Source organism: Corynebacterium kalidii, from assembly GCF_022869005.1.
In the GTDB taxonomy this organism is placed as follows: Bacteria; Actinomycetota; Actinomycetes; order Mycobacteriales; family Mycobacteriaceae; genus Corynebacterium; species Corynebacterium kalidii.
Window position 1 is genome coordinate 451510 of sequence record NZ_JALIEA010000012.1, and the last position, 21020, is coordinate 472529.

22 protein-coding genes are annotated in these 21020 nt (G+C 70.5%); 17 read left to right on the forward strand and 5 right to left on the reverse strand.

Features of this window, described 5'->3' with window-relative positions; translation table 11 throughout:
• Positions 1-44: 44 nt before the first annotated feature.
• From dnaE to MUN33_RS07890, 4 genes are read left to right on the forward strand one after another with little or no spacing between them, the layout of a single operon-like run.
• Positions 45-3608 carry a DNA polymerase III subunit alpha gene (gene dnaE, locus MUN33_RS07875; protein WP_244804343.1) on the forward strand — a complete coding sequence of 1188 codons (3564 nt, stop codon included), beginning with the start codon at positions 45-47 and terminating at the stop codon, positions 3606-3608.
• Positions 3609-3616: 8 nt separating this feature from the next.
• Positions 3617-4252, forward strand: coding sequence for an IMPACT family protein (locus MUN33_RS07880; RefSeq protein ID WP_244804344.1), 636 nt, complete (start codon positions 3617-3619; stop codon positions 4250-4252).
• Between the two features lie 20 nt (positions 4253-4272).
• A complete protein-coding gene (locus tag MUN33_RS07885) occupies positions 4273-4503 on the forward strand; it encodes a hypothetical protein (protein ID WP_244804345.1) in 231 nt (76 codons plus the stop codon).
• A gap of 3 nt (positions 4504-4506) precedes the next feature.
• The gene (locus tag MUN33_RS07890; RefSeq protein ID WP_244804346.1) at positions 4507-4863 is read left to right on the forward strand and encodes an RNA-binding S4 domain-containing protein; all 357 of its coding nucleotides are present in this window, start codon (positions 4507-4509) and stop codon (positions 4861-4863) included.
• Here MUN33_RS07890 and MUN33_RS07895 read toward each other — a convergent pair.
• Genes MUN33_RS07895 through MUN33_RS07910 form a run of 4 tightly spaced genes read right to left on the reverse strand, consistent with a single transcriptional unit; the run spans position 4845 to position 7753 of the window.
• Complete coding sequence (locus tag MUN33_RS07895) at positions 4845-5822, reverse strand: GTP pyrophosphokinase (protein ID WP_244804347.1); 978 nt, start codon at positions 5820-5822, stop codon at positions 4845-4847. The genes MUN33_RS07890 and MUN33_RS07895 overlap by 19 nt on opposite strands.
• Entirely contained in the window at positions 5819-6322 is a 504-nt protein-coding gene (locus tag MUN33_RS07900) for a hypothetical protein (protein ID WP_244804348.1), read from the reverse strand. The genes MUN33_RS07895 and MUN33_RS07900 overlap by 4 nt, the downstream gene beginning before the upstream one ends.
• A 16-nt stretch (positions 6323-6338) precedes the next feature.
• Entirely contained in the window at positions 6339-7205 is an 867-nt protein-coding gene (locus MUN33_RS07905) for a BRCT domain-containing protein (protein WP_244804349.1), read from the reverse strand.
• A gap of 11 nt (positions 7206-7216) precedes the next feature.
• The gene (locus MUN33_RS07910; RefSeq protein WP_244804350.1) at positions 7217-7753 is read right to left on the reverse strand and encodes a TetR/AcrR family transcriptional regulator; all 537 of its coding nucleotides are present in this window, start codon (positions 7751-7753) and stop codon (positions 7217-7219) included.
• 112 nt (positions 7754-7865) lie between these two features.
• Here MUN33_RS07910 and MUN33_RS07915 point away from each other — a divergent pair, with 112 nt between their 5' ends.
• Both MUN33_RS07915 and MUN33_RS07920 read left to right on the forward strand, forming a co-directional pair.
• A complete protein-coding gene (locus MUN33_RS07915; protein ID WP_244804351.1) occupies positions 7866-8549 on the forward strand; it encodes an Rv0361 family membrane protein in 684 nt (227 codons plus the stop codon).
• On the forward strand, positions 8549-9067 hold the full coding sequence (locus MUN33_RS07920; RefSeq protein WP_244804352.1) for a hypothetical protein: 519 nt from the start codon (positions 8549-8551) through the stop codon (positions 9065-9067). Before MUN33_RS07915 ends, MUN33_RS07920 begins: the two co-directional genes overlap by 1 nt.
• Before the next feature lie 16 nt (positions 9068-9083).
• Here MUN33_RS07920 and MUN33_RS07925 read toward each other — a convergent pair whose 3' ends face one another.
• Positions 9084-10754, reverse strand: a complete 1671-nt coding sequence (locus tag MUN33_RS07925) for a hypothetical protein (RefSeq protein WP_244804353.1) — start codon at positions 10752-10754, stop codon at positions 9084-9086.
• Positions 10755-10843: 89 nt separating this feature from the next.
• On the opposite strand from MUN33_RS07925, the gene hisD reads away from it, so the two are divergent.
• The 11 genes from hisD to MUN33_RS07980 are packed head-to-tail and all read left to right on the forward strand — an operon-like array spanning position 10844 to position 21011.
• Positions 10844-12163, forward strand: a complete 1320-nt coding sequence (hisD, locus tag MUN33_RS07930) for a histidinol dehydrogenase (protein WP_244804354.1) — start codon at positions 10844-10846, stop codon at positions 12161-12163.
• On the forward strand, positions 12163-13287 hold the full coding sequence (locus tag MUN33_RS07935) for a histidinol-phosphate transaminase (RefSeq protein WP_244804355.1): 1125 nt from the start codon (positions 12163-12165) through the stop codon (positions 13285-13287). Before hisD ends, MUN33_RS07935 begins: the two co-directional genes overlap by 1 nt.
• Positions 13284-13880 (forward strand): imidazoleglycerol-phosphate dehydratase HisB, encoded by a 597-nt coding sequence (hisB, locus tag MUN33_RS07940; RefSeq protein WP_244804356.1) that lies wholly within the window; start codon positions 13284-13286, stop codon positions 13878-13880. The genes MUN33_RS07935 and hisB overlap by 4 nt, the downstream gene beginning before the upstream one ends.
• A complete protein-coding gene (locus MUN33_RS07945) occupies positions 13877-15148 on the forward strand; it encodes an MFS transporter (protein ID WP_244804357.1) in 1272 nt (423 codons plus the stop codon). The genes hisB and MUN33_RS07945 overlap by 4 nt, the downstream gene beginning before the upstream one ends.
• A gap of 46 nt (positions 15149-15194) precedes the next feature.
• Positions 15195-15866, forward strand: coding sequence for an imidazole glycerol phosphate synthase subunit HisH (gene hisH / locus MUN33_RS07950; protein WP_244804358.1), 672 nt, complete (start codon positions 15195-15197; stop codon positions 15864-15866).
• A 38-nt stretch (positions 15867-15904) separates the two neighbouring features.
• Positions 15905-16663 (forward strand): bifunctional 1-(5-phosphoribosyl)-5-((5-phosphoribosylamino)methylideneamino)imidazole-4-carboxamide isomerase/phosphoribosylanthranilate isomerase PriA, encoded by a 759-nt coding sequence (priA, locus tag MUN33_RS07955; RefSeq protein ID WP_244804359.1) that lies wholly within the window; start codon positions 15905-15907, stop codon positions 16661-16663.
• On the forward strand, positions 16656-17633 hold the full coding sequence (locus tag MUN33_RS07960) for an inositol monophosphatase family protein (protein WP_244804360.1): 978 nt from the start codon (positions 16656-16658) through the stop codon (positions 17631-17633). The genes priA and MUN33_RS07960 overlap by 8 nt, the downstream gene beginning before the upstream one ends.
• A 7-nt stretch (positions 17634-17640) precedes the next feature.
• A complete protein-coding gene (gene hisF / locus MUN33_RS07965; protein WP_244804361.1) occupies positions 17641-18417 on the forward strand; it encodes an imidazole glycerol phosphate synthase subunit HisF in 777 nt (258 codons plus the stop codon).
• Complete coding sequence (gene hisI, locus MUN33_RS07970) at positions 18414-18809, forward strand: phosphoribosyl-AMP cyclohydrolase (RefSeq protein WP_244804362.1); 396 nt, start codon at positions 18414-18416, stop codon at positions 18807-18809. The genes hisF and hisI overlap by 4 nt, the downstream gene beginning before the upstream one ends.
• Positions 18802-20352: an anthranilate synthase component I gene (locus tag MUN33_RS07975; RefSeq protein ID WP_244804363.1), complete on the forward strand. Its 1551-nt coding sequence runs from the start codon at positions 18802-18804 to the stop codon at positions 20350-20352. The genes hisI and MUN33_RS07975 overlap by 8 nt, the downstream gene beginning before the upstream one ends.
• Complete coding sequence (locus tag MUN33_RS07980) at positions 20349-21011, forward strand: TIGR02234 family membrane protein (RefSeq protein WP_244804364.1); 663 nt, start codon at positions 20349-20351, stop codon at positions 21009-21011. The genes MUN33_RS07975 and MUN33_RS07980 overlap by 4 nt, the downstream gene beginning before the upstream one ends.
• Positions 21012-21020: the final 9 nt, after the last annotated feature.

The following is a 21020-nucleotide window of genomic DNA, read 5'->3' on the forward strand; positions in this document are numbered from 1 at the left end:
CTGCACGGATGAGGTGACTTGCCCCCGCCGGTAGACTGTCCCCCATGAAGAAGTCCTCCTTCGTCCACCTGCACAACCACACCGAGTACTCGATGCTCGACGGAATGGCGAAGGTGGACCTGCTCGCCGAAGAGGTCTCACGCCAGGGGATGCCGGCGGTGGGCATGACCGACCACGGCAACATGTTCGGCTCCGACGCCTTCTACCGTGCGATGACTGGTGCGGGGATCAAACCCATCATCGGCATCGAGTGCTACATGGCCCCGGAGTCCCGCCTGGTCAAGGACCGGGTCCGGTGGGGGGAGCCCGACCAGAAGCGCGACGACGTCGCCGGCGGCGGGTACTACCTGCACCAGACGATGATGGCGGAGAACGCCACCGGGCTGCACAACCTGTTCCGGTTGTCCTCCCTGGCCAGCTACGAGGGACAGGTCTCCAAGTACCCCCGTATGGACGCCGAGATCGTCGCCGAACACGCCGAAGGCATCATCGCCACCACCGGTTGCCCGTCCGGCGACGTGCAGACGCGCCTGCGGCTGGGGCAGTTCGACAAGGCGCTCGAGGCGGCCGCGATGTGGCAGGACATCTACGGCAGGGACAACTACTTCCTCGAGCTGATGGACCACGGGCTGGACATCGAGAAGCGGGTCCGCGACGAGCTGCTGGAGATCGGGCGCAAGCTCGACCTGCCGCCGCTGGTGACCAACGACTGCCACTACGTGCTGCAGAAGCAGGCGAAACCGCACGAGGTGATGCTCTGCGTGCAGACCGGCGCCACCATGGACGAGCCCACGTTGGACGAGGGGGGACGACGCTTCGCCTTCTCCGGTGACGGCTACTACATCAAGCCGGCCGAGGAACTGCGCAACTACTGGGACCCGATCGTCCCGGACGGGTGCGACAACACGCTGTGGATCGCCGAGCGTGTGCAGGACTACGGGGAGGTGTGGGAGGAGCACACCCACGACCGCATGCCGGACTACGACGTGCCGGAGGGGCACACACCCACCACCTGGCTGCGCCACGAGGTCCACGAGGGGCTCCGGGAGCGCTTCAACGGCGGCGAGGTGCCGAAGGAGTACGTCGACCGCGCCGAGTACGAGATCGACGTCATCGACATGAAGGGCTACCCGTCCTACTTCCTCGTCGTGGCCGACCTGATCAAGCACGCCCGGTCGATCGGCATCCGCGTCGGACCGGGCCGTGGTTCCGCCGCCGGCGCGCTCGTCGCCTATGCGCTGACCATCACCAACATCGACCCGATCGACCACGGTCTGATGTTCGAGCGGTTCCTCAACCCGGAGCGACCGTCCGCACCCGATATCGACATCGACTTCGACGACCGTCGGCGCGGCGAGATGATCCGCTACGCCGCGGACAACTGGGGCCAGGACAAGGTCGCCCAGGTGATCACCTTCGGCACGGTGAAGACCAAGCAGGCGCTGAAGGACGCCGCCCGCGCCCACCACGGCCAGCCGGGGTTCCAGATCGCCGACCGGATCACCAAGACCCTGCCCCCGGCCCAGGCGGCCAAGGACATCCCCCTGTCCGGGATCATGGACCCCGACCATGAGCGCTACCAGGAGGCCGCGGAGATCCGCACCCTCATCGAGACCGACCCGGTGGTCAAGGAGATCTACGACGACGCACTCGGCCTCGAGGGTGTGGTCCGGCAGGCCGGCGTGCACGCCTGCGCGGTGATCATGGCCTCGGTGCCGCTGCTCGACCACATCCCGATGTGGAAGAGGCAGCAGGACGGCGCGATCATCACGGGATGGCCCTACCCGGCGTGCGAGGCGATCGGCCTGCTGAAGATGGACTTCCTGGGGTTGCGCAACCTCACCGTCATCGGCGACTGCATCGAGAACATCAGGAAGAACCGGGGCGAGGAGCTCGACCTGGAGGCCCTGACCACCGACGACCCGCAGTCCTATGAACTCCTGGCACGCGGTGACACGCTGGGTATCTTCCAGCTGGACTCCGGCGGTATGCAGGAGCTGCTGAAGCGGATGAAGCCGACCGGCTTCAACGACATCGTCGCCGCCCTGGCGCTGTACCGTCCCGGCCCGATGGGTGTCGGGGCGCACTGGGACTACGCCGACCGTAAGAACGGCCGTAAACCCATCGAGCCGATCCACCCGGAGCTCGCCGAGGCCCTCGACGAGATCCTGGAGGAGACCTACGGTCTGATCGTGTACCAGGAGCAGATCATGAGGATCTCGCAGAAGGTCGCGAACTACACCGCCGGCCAGGCCGACGGGTTCCGTAAGGCGATGGGTAAGAAGAAGCCGGAGGTGCTGGCCAAGGAGTTCGAGAACTTCGAGGCGGGCATGAAGTCCAACGGTTTCTCCGGCGAGGCGATCAAGACCCTCTGGGACACGATCCTGCCGTTCGCCGGCTACGCGTTCAACAAGTCGCACGCCGCCGGGTACGGCCTGGTCAGTTTCTGGACCGCCTACCTCAAGGAGCACTACACCGCCGAGTACATGGCGGCCCTGCTCACCTCGGTGGCGGACAAGAAGGACAAGTCCGCGATCTACCTCGCCGACTGCCGCCACCTCGGCATCAAGGTGCTGTCCCCGGACGTCAACGAGTCCGACTACACCTTCAAACCGGTCGGCCACGACATCCGGTTCGGTCTCGGCGCGGTGCGTAACGTCGGCGAGGACGTCGTCGACTCGATCGTCGCGACCCGGAAGGAGAAGGGCGGGTTCGGCGACTTCTCCGACTACCTGGACAAGATCGACGCCACCGCCTGCAACAAGCGTGTCACCGAGTCGCTGATCAAGGCCGGCGCCTTCGACTCCCTCGGTCACCCGCGCAAGGGCCTGATGCTGGTGTTCGAGGACGCGGTGGATTCGGTCACCTCCACGAAGAAGGCCGCGGCCCGGGGGCAGTACGACCTGTTCTCCGGTCTCGACGCGGTGGAGGACGACGCGTTCAAGGTCGACGTGCCGGACCAGCACTGGGAACGCAAGCACGAACTGACCCTGGAACGCGAGATGCTGGGCCTCTACGTGTCCGGCCACCCCCTCGACGGCTTCGAGGCGTCGTTGGACGCGCAGATCGACACCCCGCTGACGACCGTGCTCTCCGGGGAGCTTCCGGACAAGCGGGCGATCAAGGTCGGCGGCATCATCTCCAGCGTCGACCGTCGGGTGGACAAGAAGGGCAACCCCTGGGCGATCGTGACGATCGAGGACCAGCACGGCGCCCAGATCGAACTGCTCTGCTTCTCCCGGACCTACTCGATGGTCGCCCCGATGATCGCCGAGGACAACATCATCCTGGCCCAGGCCGAGGTGAGTATCCGGGACGACCGCACCAGCCTGTTCTGCAACGACCTCAAACCCGCCGAGCTCTCCGTCGGCGCCGGGGCCGGTGTGCCGCTGCGGCTGCGGATGCGCGTCGACCAGTGTACCCCGGACAACATGGACCGCCTGAAGGGCGTCCTGCACAACAACAAGGGCGACTCCGACGTCTACCTCACCCTTACCGACGGCACCGAGGAACTGCAGTACATGCTTCCCCCGGACCTGCGGGTCGCACGGACGTCCTCGCTGATGGGTGACCTCAAGGCGTCGACCTGGGCCGGCGTGCTCGGGTGACGGGACCGGTGAGCCACCCCTACCTGCGTCCCGACCCCGGCCGTCCCGTCGCGGAGACCGAGGTCAAGAGGTCGAGGTTCATCGCCTGCGCCGCCCGGGTGACCGACGAGGACGCCGCCCGGGCGTTCCTCGCCGACGTGCGCGCCGACTACCCCGACGCCCGGCACCACTGCAGCGCCTACGTCCTGCATGTCGACGGTGCGAACCCGGTGGAGCGCTCCAGCGACGACGGGGAGCCCGCCGGCACCGCCGGGCAGCCGATGCTCGAGGTGCTCCGTGGTTCAGGGCTGGAGGACATCGCGGTGGTGGTGGTCCGTTACTTCGGCGGGGTGAAGCTGGGTACCGGGGGACTCGTCCGTGCCTACCAGGACGCCACCCGCGCCGTGCTCGACGACGTCACTGTGACGCGGCGGGAGCCACGTGACCTGTGGTCGCTGGAGGTGGGCCATGCCGAGGCGGGGAAGGTCGAGGCGGACCTGCGGGGCCGTGGCATGTCCGTCGAGGCGGCCTACGGGGCGTCGGTGACCCTCACCCTCGCCCTCCCGGCGGGAGAGGACCCGGGTGGGCTTGTCAGGGAGATCTCAGGGGGCACCCTGGAAGTTGTACGGGCCGGTTCCCGCTGGGACGACCTCACGGCGGGGTGAACCGGGGTAGACTCGGGACCATGACCATGGACAACTACTCCGACAATCCCGTTGCCCGCCGTAAGGCGGACGTCCGCACGCGGTCGCGGTCCATCCAGGTCTCCGGGGGAGTCGCGGTCGCCGGGGGCGTGCTGGCCGTGCTGACATCCGCCACGGGGCTGTTCCTCACCATCGCCGTGATCGCGCTCGTCGTCCTGGGGTGGAACGTGGTGAAGGTCCGCGAGGTGCTCAACCACAAGGACGAGTGGTGAGCCGTGGCCAGGATCGACGCCTGGGTGTGGTCGGTACGCCTGTACAAGACCCGCTCGGCGGCCGCGGAGGCGTGCCGGGCCGGTCACGTGAAGCTCAATGACGCCGCTGTGAAACCCGCCCAGACCGTGGCTGTCGGCGACCGGGTCCGTGCCTGGGTGAACCACCGGGAGCATATCGTCGAGGTCACCGAACTGGTGTCCAAACGGGTCGGCGCGTCGCACGCCCGGCAGTGCTACGTGGACCACTCGCCACCGCCTCCGCCGAAGGAGGTCCTGGCGTCCATCCCGCGGCGCGACCGTGGTGCCGGGCGCCCGACGAAGCGGGAGAGGCGCCAGATCGATCAGTTGCGCGGACGCTGACCCATCTTCTGCCACCGGTTGCCGAGGCGTCCCGGGCGGGACGAGGCGTGGTCGCCGATGTGGACCGTGCGGCGGATGTGGTCCCGGCCGTAGGTGAACAGCAGCAGGTCGTCGATGAGACGGACCTGCCCCGGGGGATAGCCGTAGCCCATCGTCTCCTGCAACTGCGCCAGTGCCTCCGGGGCGCACAGCACGCTGAGTTCCCCGATCGTCGTCACCCCGTTCGCGGCGAGCATGTCGACCGCGAACCTGTAGTAGTCGGCCTTGGACATGGGGTATTCGTTGCCGACCAGCATCGTGAGGACCCCCGGCAGCATCGTGGCGGTGAGCTCGGTGTCGTCGGTGGCGTCACCGTCGGTGCTGGTCGCCCGCGCGATGGAGTCGAACTGCTGGTCCGCCAGCTCGATGAGGCCGGCGGCGAGGGTGAAGGCGCGGTGCACCTCGGGGCTGAGCTCGTGGCCGGGGTTCTTGTACCGCACGTCATGCTCGAACTCGGCCCAGGCGTGCTGCAGCACCGTCCTGACCTGGATCTCGATCAGCCGGCCCTCCAGCTCCGCCAGCGACGGCAGCGTGGAGCTGGTGACCCGGGCGATCACGTGGGAGGACGCGTAGCCGAACTCCCCGCGCCCGGCGGTCTGGGCGGATTTGTCGGTGACCGAGACCACGTCGAACAGGCTACGCATCACCCCGACCAGCAGGATGACGTCCGAGGTGGTGTGCACCGTGACCCGGACCCCGAGGACGTCGTAGGCGGTGTCGAAGTCGCGGTAGTCCGGATACCGGGGGTCCTGGATCTTCGTCAGGTAGCTGCCGCGGTCCTTGATCCGCACGGACACCTGGTCGAAGGCGATGCCCGCGTCGGACAACTCGTCCGAGAGGACCTTCTGGATGTCCGTGACCACGGTCGGGTGCTCGGCGAGCCACGAGTCGAAGTCGTGCAGGACGGCGGAATCTCTCATGGCACCGACTCTAGCGCCTGACAGTGGCCCGCCGAGATGTCGACGGGCCCGGTGCAGGGCAGTGGGGGCGTGGCACCGGAGGAGAGGAACAGTCTCTGGTCGGCGGTGACGAAGAACAGCGCGGGGCCCGGACCGCCGTCGAGGATCCGGTACGTCGGGACGGCGAGCAGCGGGTGGGCGATCAACCCGGCGGCGGGGAACGGTTCCCCGATGACGGCGATCTCCCGCACACCGGCGCCGACGTCGCGGTGACGCAGCGCCGTCCCGTGTTCCGCGGTGAGGTTCCCCAGCGTCCCGAGCATGATGTCGGCGGCCTCCTGCCACAGCAGTGAGGCGCTGGTGCGGCGTGGCCCCAGGTCGCCGACCGTGAGGCGCCGGGACCCGTCCTGCACGACCGCGGAGAGGCCCCCGCCCAACGGGACGGTGACCGGGGCGGAGGTGTCGTACGGGTCGTGGTCGTGGGAGCTGGTGACGACGAGGAGGTGGAGTTTCCGGTTCATACCGGTAGAGAGACTCCTAGAAGGGCGCCGAGGTTCCCTTCACCTCGTCGAGGTCGGGCCGCCGCGACTTGCCCAGGGCCGACAACAGCTCGTCGAAGCTCCACAACGCGATGTCCTGGCCCTTCTCCTTGAGCTCCCGGGCCCGCTTCTCCTTGCTGGTCACCGACCCCCACTCGCCGATGACCAGGAGCGTCGTCTTCTTGGTGACGTTCTTGCCGACGGTCGCCCCGGCGTCGGCGATCATGTCCCAGACCTCGCCCTTCTCGTACGGGGCGAAGTCACCGGTGACCGTGACGTTCTGGCCGAAGACCGGCCCGTTCGCGTCGGCCGCGGGGTTGGGCTCTGGGACGGTGTCCGGGGCGGCCACACGCTGCCACGTCTGCTGCGGCTTCTCCGCTTTCGCGGTTTTTCCTGAGGCTCCCGTCTCCGCCGTGTGCGGTGCCGTCTGGGACGGCTCGGCGGAGGGGGACCCGGCGGTCGTGGCGCCTCCGGTGTCCCCTGGGGCCGTGGGGCTGGCAGGGGCGGTGTCGAGGGGCACGCCGGACTGCAGGTTGGTGAGCAACTGGTGCACCTGGCTGAACTGCTCCTGCTGACCGGGGCCGAAGACGACGATATTCGACGCGCCCCGCGTCGCCGGGAAACCACGCACCGGCCGGAGGACGGCGTTGTCCGGCGGCGTCGCGGACGAGAACTGGATCCAGCCGGGGGAGTCGGACGTCGGTGCGTGGTGGTACCAGCCCCGCAGATCAGCCGGGGAGATCCGGAGCTCGGCCGGCAGCAGGGTCTGCCCCATCGGGGTGCGCCGGACCCGGACCCCCTCGTCGTCGACCGTGACGTCCGCCCCGTGGGCGGTGACCGTGTGCGCTGCAGCGGTGGTACTCATGCCGTCCGATCCTAGTTCCCGACGCCGTCGAGGACGAGGTCGACCCCGGAGAGCACCTGCGACGCGGTGCGGGCCTGCACGCCCGCCGCCTGCGCGGTCTGCACGTCGGTCGCCGCGCCCAGCAGGTACCGCGACAACACCCACCCCGTCAGCTCGGGGTCCGCCGACGGCGACCCGTCCAGCGCCCCGGCGAGTGTCACCGCCGGGTCCTGCGTCGCCGTGCCGGCGGCCAGGGCGGCGGCGACGACCTCTGCACCGTCCCGGACGTCCAGCAGCTGGTCGAGGAGCCGGGCCGCCGCGGTGTAGGTGCGCTCCCGCCATCTGTCGGGCGACGGTTCCCCCTCCGGCGTGTCCGTCGGGACGACGGATTCCAGGATGTGCCCGGCGATGCCGCCGAGAAGATCCTGCTTGCTGGGGTAGTGCCAGTACAGCGCCCCGGGGGCGACGTCGAGCGTACGTGCCAGCCGCCGCATCGTCAGGTCGCCGAGCCCGTACTCGGTGAGGATCTCGACGGCGGCGGTGAGGATTCGGTCACGGTTGAGCTGCACGGCACCCAGTGTAGTGGTGTCGCCCACCTGCGTCCGACGACGGCTAACGTTCTCGGCGCCGGCGACGTTGTAGGGTCGTATCTGAACAACAAGCGTGAGAAGGGAACCACGAATGTCACCACGGGTGTCAGGCCACCGGCCGGGAATCACCAGGGCCATCCTCGCCGGGGTCGTCGCGACGACCCTGGGACTGGCCGCCTGCGGCTCGGACGACGCCGACGGGGACAGCGCCGCCACCAGCACGACGGCCGGCTCCTCCAGCGCTGCCGCCACCAGTGAGAAGACGTCGACGGAGGCCTCGGAGACCTCGGAGACCGCAGCGTCCTCGGAAGCGCCGGACCCCGGTGCATCCGCCGAGCCGGCACCCGAGGACCGCCCGGAGGGTGAGCCCCCGGCCCCCGCACCCGCCGATCCGCCGCCCGCAGCCGGGGCCCCCGCGAACCAGGACGACGCCGCCCAGATCGACGCCGTGGCACGCGGTCTCGGCGAGGACAAGCCCTGGGGCGAGTACCAGCGCACGGTGTTCGACACCTCGTGCCGTGCGAACCTCGACCGGTACGGCGGCAAGGAGATGCTGCTGCAGGACCTGGAGCGGCAGCCGCAGGACACCATGGCCAGCAAGGTCATGTCCGACATGGGCACCTCACTGCCCGTCGTCCACGGGGTCAACGACATCCATGTCGAGGGCGACCGCGCCACCGCCAATGTCGACGCAGAGATGAACGGTCAGCGACAGACCACCTCCGCCGTCTATGTGCGCGAAGACGGGCAGTGGAAGACCTGCAACGGCGCCTGATGGCATCCCGTCGAGTACTGATCGGACAGTCGGCGAAGACCCTCACGGTCTTCCTGGCTGTCTTCAGCATCTCCGGACTCCTCTGGGGGTGGTGGCGTCCCGCCGTGACCGCGGTCGTCACCGACACGGGTGCCGCCGCGGTCGACCCGGCGACCGCCGGCGCCCCGTTCCAGTCCTTCGCCATGTTCGCCGTCGCCACCGGACTCCTCGGTGCACTCCTCGCCGGGTGGGCCTTCTGGCGCTCACCACGGCTCCGCGGTCCGGTGATGCTGCTGGCGGTCACCGCCCTTGCCTTCCTGGGTGCCGCCGTGTTCCTGCTCTTCGGCAACTGGCTCGCCGACGTCCTGCACAGCACCGACATCACCGCCGGCATGGCGGATGGCCTCACCCCCGGGCAGGACGTCTCCATCGTCGCCAGGGTGTCCGGCGCCGCCGGCTACCTCGCGGCCCCCGCGGCCGCGGCCGTGGTCTACTGGGCCTGCTCGCTCTTCGCCCCGGACACGGCCTTCGAACGCTGAGGGCCGGGCCCGGCGCTCACTGCCCCCGCAGGTTCCTGAGCTCCCGGTAGGCCTGCCACACCGAGCCCCCGGCGTCGTCCGTGTCGTCCGTGTCGTCGGTGTCACCGAGCACATCGAGCGCCGTCTCCTCGGGGACCAGCAGAAGCTCCCCGTGGGCACGGTCGAGGGCCACGTCGCAGGACGAGTCCTCGCCGCGCTCCAGGTGCAGCGACGCCGCCGCGACCCAGTTCATCGCCGCACTGCTGTGGTCCCGCGCCTCGGTGAAGGACCGGGCGGCCCGGGTGGCGTACTCCAGGGCCAGGTCCTCCCGGCCGGCCTCCTCCCAGATCGCCGACATGTCCTCGTTCCAGTCGCCCAGGTGCCAGGACAGCATGGGGTCGTCGCCGGCGTCCTCGAGGATCCGGCGCGACCGTTCCATCAGCTCCACGGCCCGCGAGGTGTCGCCGACATTCAGGTGCTCACGCGCACCGGTGCGCAACGCCTGCGCCGCCGCCAACGGCCGGTCGAGGTCCCGGTAGAGGACGCTGCTGCGTTCCAGCAGCCCGGCGGTCACCACGTGCTGCCCGGAGGACGACGCGGCGACGCAGGCCATCGTCAGACACGCCAGCGTGCGTTCACTGTCGGGGGTCGTCATGGACCAGTCCGCCGTCGCCACTGCCAGGGAGAGCCCCTCGTCCAGGTCGCCGACCCCGATCGCAGCGCGGGCCCGGACCGCACGCAGGTTCAGCACGGCGGGGGAGACCGGGGCGCCGGCGGACGCCTCGTCGAACCGGACGGCCAGGTCGTGGGCGGCGGCGTAGTCGCCGTCGGCGTTGAGCAGCTGACAGGCCTGCTCCGCCCGGTGCATCCCCTCCAGGGGCGCCCCCAGCTCCAGCGCGATCTCGGCGCAGCGGCGCCAGTGCCCGAGCACCGACCCGGTGTCGTCGGCGGTGAGCGCGAAGTAGCCCAGCAGGTCATGGGCCTCGTAGCGGGTGGTGGGGGACGGGGACTCCAGCATGCTGGTGGCCACCGCCACCGCGGCGTCGGTCTCGCCGTCGGCATGCAGCTGCTGGGCCCGGGTCAGTTCCCGGTCGCCGGGCGAGACCGAACCGACGGTGAACCGGTCGGCGAGTGCCCGGAACACCGGACGCAGCGGCGCGGTCTCCGGCGTCGCCAACGAGGTGGCGCAGGTCAGCCCACCCATCGCCGCCAGCGACAGGCAGGTCGCCTGGTGCCGGGACAGATCGGCGCCGGTGAGCGTCGGGTCGTCGGCCACCGGCGGACCCTCCGCACCGGGACGGAAGGACATGATCGCGCCCTGCAGGTCCTCCAGCAGATGTGCCGCGGGCGGCAGGGAACCGAGGTCGACACCGTCGGACTCGACGACCATGGCCACCAGGCACAGCGCCGAGTCGGCGAGGACCGCCGACGCGTGGTCACCGGACTCCCGGGCGAGGTGACGCCACTCGAAGACGGCTTCGGCGGCCTCCTCGTGGAGCTCGAGCCGGTCGGCGACCGCCGCCCGGAGGACGTGGAACTCCGTCCGCAGGTGGGCGGGGGCGTCCGCCGGGAGATCGGTGTCCGGGTCCGCCAGCCAGTGCCGGGTCCCGAACTCGCTGGTGATACGCCAACTCGTGGCGTGGTCTCCGGCGGATGTCGCGGCGACGGACGCCTGCAGCAGCTCGACGAGTGATGACTGCGGTGCCACTGGTGACCCTCCGTCCTTTCTTCGCTGTGGTAAGGGGCTAGAATCACAACACGTTACCCGTTCACCGACCCTGGAGACGATCCCACGCCATGCTCTCGCGCCTGGACCTGAGGGGCCAGACCCCCTCCACCGCCGAACTCCGTCGAATCCTGCCGCGCGGCGGTACCGACATCGACCATGTTCTCCCGGCGGTGACACCGGTCGTGGAGGACGTCCGCGCACGTGGCGCCGAGGCCGCGCTGGAGTACGGCGAGAAGTTCGACCACGTCCGGCCGCCGTCGGTCCGGGTGCCGGAGGACGTCGTCGCCGCCGCCCTGCGCGACCTGGACCCCACCGTCACCGCGGCGCTGCGTGAGGCCATCCGGCGCGTCCGGGCGTTCCACGGCGCCCAGCGGCCGCAGGACGCCTCGGTGGAGGTCGCCCCCGGCGGCGTCGTGTCCGAGCGCTGGATCCCGGTCAACCGGGTGGGCCTCTACGTCCCCGGCGGCAACGCGGTGTACCCCTCGTCGGTGATCATGAACGTCGTCCCCGCCCAGGAGGCCGGCGTCGGGAGCCTGGTCGTGTCGTCGCCGCCTCAGGCGGACTTTGGCGGATGGCCGCACCCCACCGTCCTCGCGGCGTGCTCGCTGCTGGGGGTCGACGAGGTGTGGGCCGTCGGAGGTGCCCAGGCGGTCGCGCTGATGGCCTACGGTGACGCCGGCGCCACCGCACTGGAACCGGTCGACATGGTCACCGGGCCCGGCAACATCTTCGTCACCGCCGCCAAGCGGCTGTGCCGCTCGGTCGTCGGCATCGACTCGGAGGCCGGCCCCACCGAGATCGCCGTCCTCGCCGACGACAGCGCCGACCCGGTGGCCGTGGCCTACGACCTGATCAGCCAGGCCGAGCACGACGTCATGGCGGCGTCGGTGCTGATCACCGACTCCGGGGACCTCGCCGACGCCGTCGACCGGGAGATCGAGGCACGGTACCGTGTCACCGTCAACGCCGACCGGGTGGCGGAGGCGCTCACCGGTGAGCAGTCCGGGATCATCCTCACCGACTCCCTCGACGAGTCGGTCCGCGTCGCCGACGCCTACGCCGCCGAGCACCTCGAGGTGCAGACCGCGGACTCCGCGGCGGTCGCGGCCCGGATCACCAACGCCGGAGCCGTGTTCGTCGGCCACTACGCGCCGGTGCCGCTGGGCGACTACGCCGCCGGCTCCAACCACGTGCTGCCCACCTCCGGCACCGCCCGGCACTCCTCGGGCCTGTCCACCCACACCTTCCTCAAGCACGTCGACGTCGTCTCCTACGACCGTGACGCGCTCAAGGAGGTCGCCGACACCGTGACCGCCCTGGCCGACGCGGAGCAGCTGCCCGCGCACGGCGAGGCCGTGCGGGCCCGTTTCGAGACCCGGGGGCTCTGATGACCGACCGCGTCACACTGGCCGACCTGCCGCTGCGACCCGAACTGCGGGGGAAGTCCGCCTACGGTGCCCCGCAGCTCACCGTCGCCAACCAGCTCAACACCAACGAGAACCCCTACCCGCCGAGCCAGGCCCTGGTCGACGACCTCGTGGCGGAGGTCGCGCGCCTGGCGTCTACGCTGAACCGCTACCCGGAACGCGACAGCGTCGACCTGCGTCAGGAACTGGCGGCGTACGTGACCCGCCAGACCGGCGTGACCGTCGGCGTGGACAACGTCTGGGCCGCCAACGGCTCCAACGAGGTCCTCCAGCAGCTGCTGCAGGCCTTCGGGGGACCGGGCCGCCGCGTGCTCGGGTTCACCCCGAGCTACTCGATGCACCCCATCCTCGCCGCGGGGACACAGACCGGGTTCATCGACGTCCCGCGCACGGGCGCGGACTTCGGCATCGACACCGACGCTGCCGTCCGGGCCATCGCGGAGCAGGAGCCGGACATCGTCTTCGTCACCACCCCGAACAACCCCACCGGTGGGGTGACCCCGGTGGCGGACCTGCGCCGCATCCTCGACGCCGGACGCGCGGCGGGCGCCGTCGTCATCGTCGACGAGGCGTACGCCGAGTTCTCCGCCGAGCCCAGCGCCACCGGGCTGATCGCCGAGTACCCCGCCACGCTGGTGGTCTCCCGGACGATGTCCAAGGCCTTCGACTTCGCCGGTGGCCGGCTCGGGTACTTCGTCGCCGACCCCGCCTTCATCGAGGCGGTGATGCTCGTCCGCCTGCCGTACCACCTCTCGACGCTGTCGCAGGCCGCCGCCACGGTCGCCCTCCGGTACAGCGACGAGACCCTGGCCACCGTCGACGCGCTGCGTCGGGAACGCGACCGGGTCGTCGCGGGGCTCACGGACCTCGGGTACGGTGTGGTCCCCAGCGAGTCCAACTTCATCTTCTTCGCCGTCCCCGGCGAGACCGGTGACACACACGGCACCTGGCGGCGTTTCCTCGACCGCGACGTCCTCATCCGCGACGTCGGTGTCCCCGGGCACCTGAGGATGACCGTCGGCCTCCCGCAGGAGAACGACGCCTTCCTCGCCGCCGCAGCAACGATCATCGGAGAACACACGTGAGAACCAGCCGCATCGAACGCACCACGAAGGAATCCTCGATCACCGTCGAGATCGACCTGGACGGGACCGGACGCACCGACATCGCCACCGGCCTGCCCTTCTTCGACCACATGCTCACCGCCTTCGGCTCCCACGGCTGCTTCGACCTGACCGTGCACGCCGACGGCGACACCGAGGTGGACGCCCACCACACCGTCGAGGACACCGCCATCGTGCTCGGCCAGGCGGTCGGCGAGGCACTCGGCGACAAGAAGGGGATCCGCCGGTTCGCGGACTCCTTCATCCCCATGGACGAGACACTCGCCCAGGCGGTCGTGGACGTCTCGGGGCGCCCGTACTTCGTGGCCACCGGTGAACCGGAGACGATGCTGACCACCGTGATCGGCGGCCACTACGCCACCGTGATCAACGAGCACTTCTTCGAGACCCTCGCCTTCAACGCCCGGATCGCGCTGCACGTGCGGTGCCTCTACGGCCGCGACCCGCACCACATCACCGAGGCGGAGTACAAGGCGGTCGCCCGTGCCCTGCGTGCCGCCGTAGAACCCGACCCCCGGGTGACGGGGGTGCCGTCCACCAAGGGGACCCTGTGACCGTCCTCTCGGTCAGGGGCGTGCCCCTGATGCTGCTGAGCGTGTTCTGTGCCTTCCTCGGCTGGTCGATGCTGCTGCCGGTCATCCCGGTGGCGATGCTCGACGCCGGGTACGGCGACTCCCTCGCCGGCCTGACGACCGGTGTGTTCATGGCGGCGACGGTGGTCACCCAGGTCTTCGTCCCGCGGCTGCTCCGGCGGTGGGGCTACGTGCCGGTCATGGCGTCCGGGGCGGCGCTGCTGGGGATACCGTCGGTGCTCTACCTCCCCGACGCCGGCTCCTGGCTGATCCTGGCCGTCTCGGCCGTGCGCGGCGTGGGGTTCGGCGCCGTCACCGTGGCGCAGTCCGCGCTGCTCGCCGAACTCGTCCCCGCCCGGCAGCTCGGCCGGGCCAACGCCTTCTTCGGGGCGTCGATCGGCCTCGGTGAGATCGTCGGCTTCACCGTGGGCCTGCCGCTGTACACCCACGCCGGTGACGTCGTCTTCTACGTCGCCGTGGCCTGCGGCGTCGTCGGCGGCGTCGGTGCGCTGGGGATCCCGGCCCTGCGCGCGGCCAGTGTGGGCACCCGGGCCGACCGGACCGACCCGGCGGCGCAGGCCGGCCGGCCGCGGCGGGCGCCGGTGTGGAAACTCGTCCTGGTGCCGATCGTCGGACTGTGCACCGGGGCGATGGGCTTCGGCGCCTTCTCCACCTTCACCGCCCCCGCCGTCGGGGAGATCGACACCACCGCCGCCGCCACGCTGGCCGGGGTGACCCTCGCGGTGATCGGCGCCGGCCAGATCCTGGGCCGGACGGCCTCGGGATGGTGGGCCGACCGGGTGGGCGAGCCCGGCCGGCTGGTGGTCTGGGCGTCGCTGTTCTGCGTCGGCGGCATGCTGGCGATGTCGGCGCTGATCGTGTCGGCACCCACCGGTGGTGCGCTGGTCGCCGGGGCCCTCGGCGCGGCAGCCGTCTTCGGGCTCGGTTTCGGGGCCGTCCAGTCCGAGACCCTGCTGATGCTGTTCTCCCGGATGCCGAAGGAACGGGTCTCGGAAGCCTCCGCGATGTGGAACGTCGGCTTCGACTCCGGCACCGGCGCGGGGTCCTCGGTGCTGGGTGTCGCGGCCACGACCAGCGGTTACGGCGGTGCATTCGTGGTCGGGGCGGGCCTGGTCGGCCTCGGCAGCGCCACGCTCGCCGGCGACCGTCTGCTCGGACGCCACCGGGTCAGCGAGCACGACAACGTGCGGACGCGGCTCCGGCGGCTGCTCCCCGGGGCCGGGCAGTAGGGTCGGGGCGTCCATGGTGCGGCACCGCCTTGTAGGATCATTCCCCATGGTGGAAAAAGCATCCCCGACGGTCGCACTCCTCGACTACGGCTCCGGCAACCTGCGCTCGGCCCAGCGCGCCCTGGAACATGCGGGGGCACAGGTCACGGTCACCGCCGACCCGGCCACGGTCCTGGCCGCCGACGGCCTGCTGGTCCCCGGCGTCGGGAACTTCGCGGCGTGCATGACCGGCCTCCGGGCCGTCCACGGGCCGCGGATGATCGGGGAGCGGTTGGCCGGCGGCCGCCCCGTGCTGGGGATCTGCGTGGGTATGCAGGTCCTGTTCGACCGGGGGGTCGAGGGGGCGGAGGGCGGTGTCGACGCCGCGGGCGCGGCCACGGAGGGCTGCGGTGAGTGGCCGGGCACGGTGGCACGCCTGGAGGCGTCCGTCCTGCCGCACATGGGCTGGAACACCGTCGACGCCCCGCAGGACTCCCGGATGTTCGCCGGCGCGGCACCGGACGAGCGCTACTACTTCGTCCACTCCTACGGCGTCCGTGAGTGGGAACTCGAGACCGACGGACATACCGTGGCACCGTCGGTGACGTGGGCGACCCACGAGCAGTGCCGCTTCGTCGCCGCCGTCGAGAACGGCCCGTTGTGGGCCACCCAGTTCCACCCGGAGAAGTCCGGTGCCGCCGGCGCCCGGCTGCTGCGTAACTGGCTCGCCACACTCTAGACCGTCCCTCCCTGAAAACACGCGATAGGATACTTCACATGACTCTCACCCTGCTCCCCGCCGTCGACGTCGCCGATGGTCAGGCGGTCCGCCTCGTCCAGGGAGCCGCAGGCACCGAGACCGGCTACGGCGCACCGTTGGACGCGGCCCTGGCCTGGCAGAACGCCGGTGCGGAATGGGTGCATCTGGTGGACCTGGACGCCGCCTTCGGCAAGGGCAGCAACTTCGAACTGCTCAGCGAGGTCATCGGGGCCCTCGACGTCAAGGTCGAGCTGTCCGGCGGTATCCGTGACGACGCCTCGCTGGAACGGGCCCTGTCGACCGGCTGCCGCCGGGTGAACATCGGGACCGCGGCCCTGGAGAACCCGGACTGGTGCGAGAAGATCATCGCCGAGCACGGTGACCGCGTGGCCATCGGCCTCGACACCCGCCAGATCGACGGTGAATGGCGCCTGCGCGGCCGCGGCTGGGTCTCCGACGGCGGGGACCTCTGGGAGGTCCTGGAGCGCCTGGACTCCCAGGGGTGCTCCCGCTTCGTGGTCACCGACGTGTCCCGCGACGGTATGCTCAACGGCCCGAACATCGACCTGCTGCGCGACGTGGCGGCGGCGACGTCCGCACCGGTCGTGGCGTCCGGCGGGATCTCCAGCCTCGACGACATCCGTGCCCTGGCCGGCGTCGTGGAGGAGGGGGTCGACTCCGCGATCGTCGGCAAGGCGCTGTACGCCGGCAAGTTCACCCTGGAAGAGGCGCTGGAGGCCGCACGCGGGCAGACGCAGGCGGTGCCCGGTGAGTGACGGGATCGACACCCGGGCCCTGCTCGCGATCGCCGAGGCCGCCGTCGACGAGGCGGAGACGACGTTCTCCGCGGCCGTCGGCGCCGAACCGTCGGTGATGAAGAGCCCCGGTGACTTCGCCACCGAGGCCGACCTCAGTGTGGAACGCCAGCTGCGTCACCTGCTGACCAGCTACACCGGGCTGCCCGTCCACGGCGAGGAGTACGGGGTGGTGCGCCCCGGTGACCCGGTCGAGGTCAACCCCAACGACGACAAGGCCGACGACCTCGACGGCCCGCGGCGCGACCGCACCGACGCGGACGTCCTCGACCGGGCCGACGCGGACCGCAACCCCGGACTCGACGAACTCCCGGAGACCTGCTGGGTCGTCGACCCGATCGACGGCACCGCGAACTACGCGGTGGGCAACCCGTTCTGCTGCATCCTGGTCTCCCTGGTGCACAAGGGCGAGGCGGTCGTGGCGGTCACCGAGATGCCGTTGCTGGGGCAGCGCATCACTGCCAGGAAGGGCCACGGCCTGTTCGTCGACGGGCACCCCGCCCGGCCGATGCTCCCCTCCGACCCGGGGGTGACGCAGATCAGCTTCGGGTCGATCCTGTCGCAGCGCCGCGGAAACCTGCCGATCTCGTACCGTCAGGACATGCTCAACGCCATCGGGCGGACCTACCCACGCATGCGGGTCACCGGTTCCTGCGGGATCGACCTGGCCTTCACCGCCGCCGGGATCTTCGGCGGCACCGTGACCTTCAGCCCGAACCTCTGGGACAACGCCGCCGGCATGCTCCTGGTCCGCGAGGCGGGGGGAGTGGTGACCGACTTCAACGGCGACCCGTGGCGTCCCGGCGTCTCCGGCCTGGTCGCCGGGGAACCCGAGGTCCACTCGATCCTGCTCGACCACATCCGTTCGGTGCCGATCGGTACCGCCGCACGAAACGCCCAGGAAATCATGGACCGGGGAGGAATAAGGTGACAGACCGATGAGTGTTGCAGTGAGGGTCATCCCGTGTCTCGACGTGGACGACGGACGGGTGGTGAAAGGCGTCAACTTCCTGAACCTCAGGGACGCCGGCGACCCCGTCGAACTCGCCGCCCGGTACGACGCCGAGGGCGCCGACGAACTGACGTTCCTCGACGTCTCGGCGTCGAAGGCGGGCCGTGGGACGATGCTCGACGTGGTGCGTCGGACGGCCGACCAGGTGTTCATCCCGTTGACCGTCGGCGGCGGCGTGCGCTCCGAGGAGGACGTGGACCAGCTGCTGCGTGCCGGCGCGGACAAGGTCTCGGTGAACACCTCCGCCATCCACCGTCCCGAACTCCTCCGGGAGCTCTCCGCCCGGTTCGGCGCCCAGTGCATCGTGCTCTCCGTCGACGCCCGCCGGGTGCCCGAGGATGGGGAGCCCCGGCCGAGCGGCTTCGAGGTGACGACCCACGGCGGGTCACGGTCCGCCGGGATCGACGCGGTGGAATGGGCCGTCCGTGGTGAGGAACTCGGCGTCGGGGAGATCCTGCTGAACTCCATGGACGCCGACGGCACCCGGGACGGCTTCGACCTCGACCTGCTCGCACAGGTCAGGGAGGCCGTCAGCATCCCGGTCATCGCCTCGGGAGGCGCGGGCACGGTCGGCGACTTCCCGCCCGCGGTGGAGGCGGGGGCGGACGCGGTGCTCGCGGCGTCCGTCTTCCACTTCGGTGACATCGCCATCACCGAGGTCAAGGACGCCCTGGCGGAGCAGGGGATCGAGGTCCGGCGATGAGCGCGGTGACCACGGACGACGAGATCCGCGGCGTCGACCTGGACCCCGCCGTCGCGGCGCGTCTCGCTCCCAACGACGCGGGCCTCGTCGCCGCCGTCGTGCAGGAGAAGGCCACCGGGGACGTCCTGATGCTCGCGTGGATGGACGACCACGCCCTGGCACACACGCTCGCCACCCGCCGTGCGACCTACTGGTCACGCTCCCGCGGGCAGTACTGGGTGAAGGGCGAGACCTCCGGGCACATCCAGTACGTCCACGACGTACGACTCGACTGCGACGGGGACACCGTCCTGCTGACCGTCGACCAGACCGGTGGCGCCTGCCACACCGGCGACCACACCTGCTTCGACGCCGACCGGCTGCTCCAGCCTGAAAGACCCGTAGATGACTGACCAGAACGACCCCTACCAGATCACCAGTCTCGACACCTTCCGCCGGCTGGCCGCACGCAACCGGGTCGTCCCGGTGGCGCGTAAGGTCCTCGCCGACGGGGAGAGCGCGCTGAGCGCCTACACGAAACTCGCGGCGGGACGTCCCGGGACGTTCCTCTTCGAGTCGGCGGCGCCGGGCCAGTCCTGGTCGAGGCACTCCTTCATCGGCACCGGCGCCCGGTGCGCGCTGACCGCCAAGGACGGCGACGTCCACTGGATCGGTACCCCGCCGGCGGGTGCCCCGGAAGGGTCCGACCCGCTCGAGGTCATCCGGGAGACCCTGTCGCTGCTGCACACCGACCCGACGCCGGGACTGCCCACGCTGAGCTCCGGGCTGGTCGGCTACATGGGCCACGACGTGATCCGCTACATCGAGGACATCCCCGACACCTGCACCGACGACCTGAGGGTCCCGGACATGGTGCAGCTGCTCGCCGACACCCTGGCGGTGGTGGACCACCACGAGGGCACGATCTGGCTCATCGCCAACGCCGTGAACTGGGACGGCTCCGACGACCGGGTGGAGGGCGCCTACGCCGAGGCCGTGGCCCGGGTCGACGAGATGGAGCGGCGCCTGGCCACCGGCGCGCACCTGCCCTCGGCGACCTTCTCGACACCGGCACCGCAGCCGCGCCGGCAGCGCACCCTCGACGACCACAAGGCACGGATCGAGACCTGCAAGGAGCACATCCGGGCCGGCGACGCCTTCCAGATCGTGCTGTCGCAGCGCTTCGAGCTGGACACCCGTGTCCCGGGGCTGGACATCTACCGGATGCTGCGGGTGGCGAACCCCAGCCCGTACATGTTCCTGCTCAACGTGCCCGACGAGTCCTTCACCGACACCGCCTTCCAGATCATCGGGTCCTCGCCGGAGTCACTGGTCCAGGTCTCCGACGGCCGGGTCACGACCTTCCCCATCGCCGGGTCCAGGCCGCGCGGGGCGACCTTCGAGGAGGACGAGCTCATGGAGAAGGAGCTGGTCAACGACGAGAAGGAGAACTCGGAGCACCTGATGCTGGTGGACCTGGGCCGTAACGACGTCGGACGGGTCTGTGCACCGGGGACGGTCGAGGTCCACGACTTCCGCCACGTGGAGCGTTACAGCGCGATCATGCACCTGGTCTCCGGGGTCAGCGGCCGACTCGCCGAGGGCAGGACCGCGGTCGACGCCTTCGTCGGCACCTTCCCGGCCGGCACCCTCTCGGGAGCGCCGAAGCCCTCGGCCCTGGGCATCATCGACGAACTGGAGGACACCCGCCGAGGGGTCTACGGTGGGACCGTGGGCTACTTCGACTTCTCCGGGAACGCCGACCAGGCGATCGCCATCCGTACCGGGCTCTACAAGGACGGCACGGTGTACGTGCAGGCCGGCGGGGGCATCGTCGCGGACTCGGATCCCGACGCCGAGGACGAGGAGACCAGGAACAAGGCGCTGGCCGTGCTCCGCGCCGTCGCCGCGGCCGAGACGATGGTCGACGTCGCACCCGCGGGGGCCGACCGGTGAAACGACTCGGCGGACGGACCCTCGCGCTCCTGCTGACGGTGTTCAGCGCCGCCGGCCTCTGGGGTGCGGGGCAGATGACCTGGCTGACCGTGACCGTCGAGGACGACAAGAGCGGTGAGTCCGTCAAGGACATCATCGGCTCGGTGTGGGACGCCGCCGGGACACCCCTGGCACTGGCCATGCTCGCCGCGATGATCCTGTCGATGGCGCTGCAGCCGCTGGCCCGCCGGGTCCTCGGCGGGGTGTCGGCTGCCCTCGCCGCGCTCGCCGGGGTCGCCGGGGTCAACCTGCTCGCCGGGGAGCCGGACCTCGACCGTGCGCAGGGCCTGCTGGTGAGCGGCGCCGGCACCCAGCGGGAGTCCGCCCCGGTGCAGATCTCGGAGTGGGCGACCGTCGTGGACGGGCACACCCACACCGCGCCGGTGGTGCTGTTCCTGGCGGCGGCGGCCCTCGGGGTCGTCGGCGGCGTGCTCCTGGCCATGAAACCCGGCCCCGCACGGTCCGGGGCCAGCAAGTACGAGACGCCGGAGGCCCGTCGGGAAGGTGTCGAGAAGGATCTGGACGACAACCCCGGGTCGGGCCGTGTCCTGTGGGACGCGCTCGACGCCGGGGTCGACCCCACCGACCGTGACGCAGGCGAGGGTGGACGGCGGGTGTGACGTCGACGT

Bases quoted from the DNA above. Each gene is read 5' to 3' on its own strand.
- hisD (WP_244804354.1), top strand. From the start codon at position 10,844: ATGCTCTCGCGCCTGGACCTGAGGGGCCAGACCCCCTCCACCGCCGAA.
- hisI (WP_244804362.1), top strand. From the start codon at position 18,414: ATGAGCGCGGTGACCACGGACGACGAGATCCGCGGCGTCGACCTGGAC.
- MUN33_RS07915 (WP_244804351.1), top strand. From the start codon at position 7,866: ATGTCACCACGGGTGTCAGGCCACCGGCCGGGAATCACCAGGGCCATC.
- hisF (WP_244804361.1), top strand. From the start codon at position 17,641: ATGAGTGTTGCAGTGAGGGTCATCCCGTGTCTCGACGTGGACGACGGA.
- MUN33_RS07885 (WP_244804345.1), top strand. From the start codon at position 4,273: ATGACCATGGACAACTACTCCGACAATCCCGTTGCCCGCCGTAAGGCG.
- MUN33_RS07920 (WP_244804352.1), top strand. From the start codon at position 8,549: ATGGCATCCCGTCGAGTACTGATCGGACAGTCGGCGAAGACCCTCACG.
- MUN33_RS07975 (WP_244804363.1), top strand. From the start codon at position 18,802: ATGACTGACCAGAACGACCCCTACCAGATCACCAGTCTCGACACCTTC.
- MUN33_RS07900 (WP_244804348.1), bottom strand. From the start codon at position 6,322: ATGAACCGGAAACTCCACCTCCTCGTCGTCACCAGCTCCCACGACCAC.
- dnaE (WP_244804343.1), top strand. From the start codon at position 45: ATGAAGAAGTCCTCCTTCGTCCACCTGCACAACCACACCGAGTACTCG.
- MUN33_RS07905 (WP_244804349.1), bottom strand. From the start codon at position 7,205: ATGAGTACCACCGCTGCAGCGCACACGGTCACCGCCCACGGGGCGGAC.
- MUN33_RS07895 (WP_244804347.1), bottom strand. From the start codon at position 5,822: ATGAGAGATTCCGCCGTCCTGCACGACTTCGACTCGTGGCTCGCCGAG.
- MUN33_RS07935 (WP_244804355.1), top strand. From the start codon at position 12,163: ATGACCGACCGCGTCACACTGGCCGACCTGCCGCTGCGACCCGAACTG.
- priA (WP_244804359.1), top strand. From the start codon at position 15,905: ATGACTCTCACCCTGCTCCCCGCCGTCGACGTCGCCGATGGTCAGGCG.
- hisH (WP_244804358.1), top strand. From the start codon at position 15,195: ATGGTGGAAAAAGCATCCCCGACGGTCGCACTCCTCGACTACGGCTCC.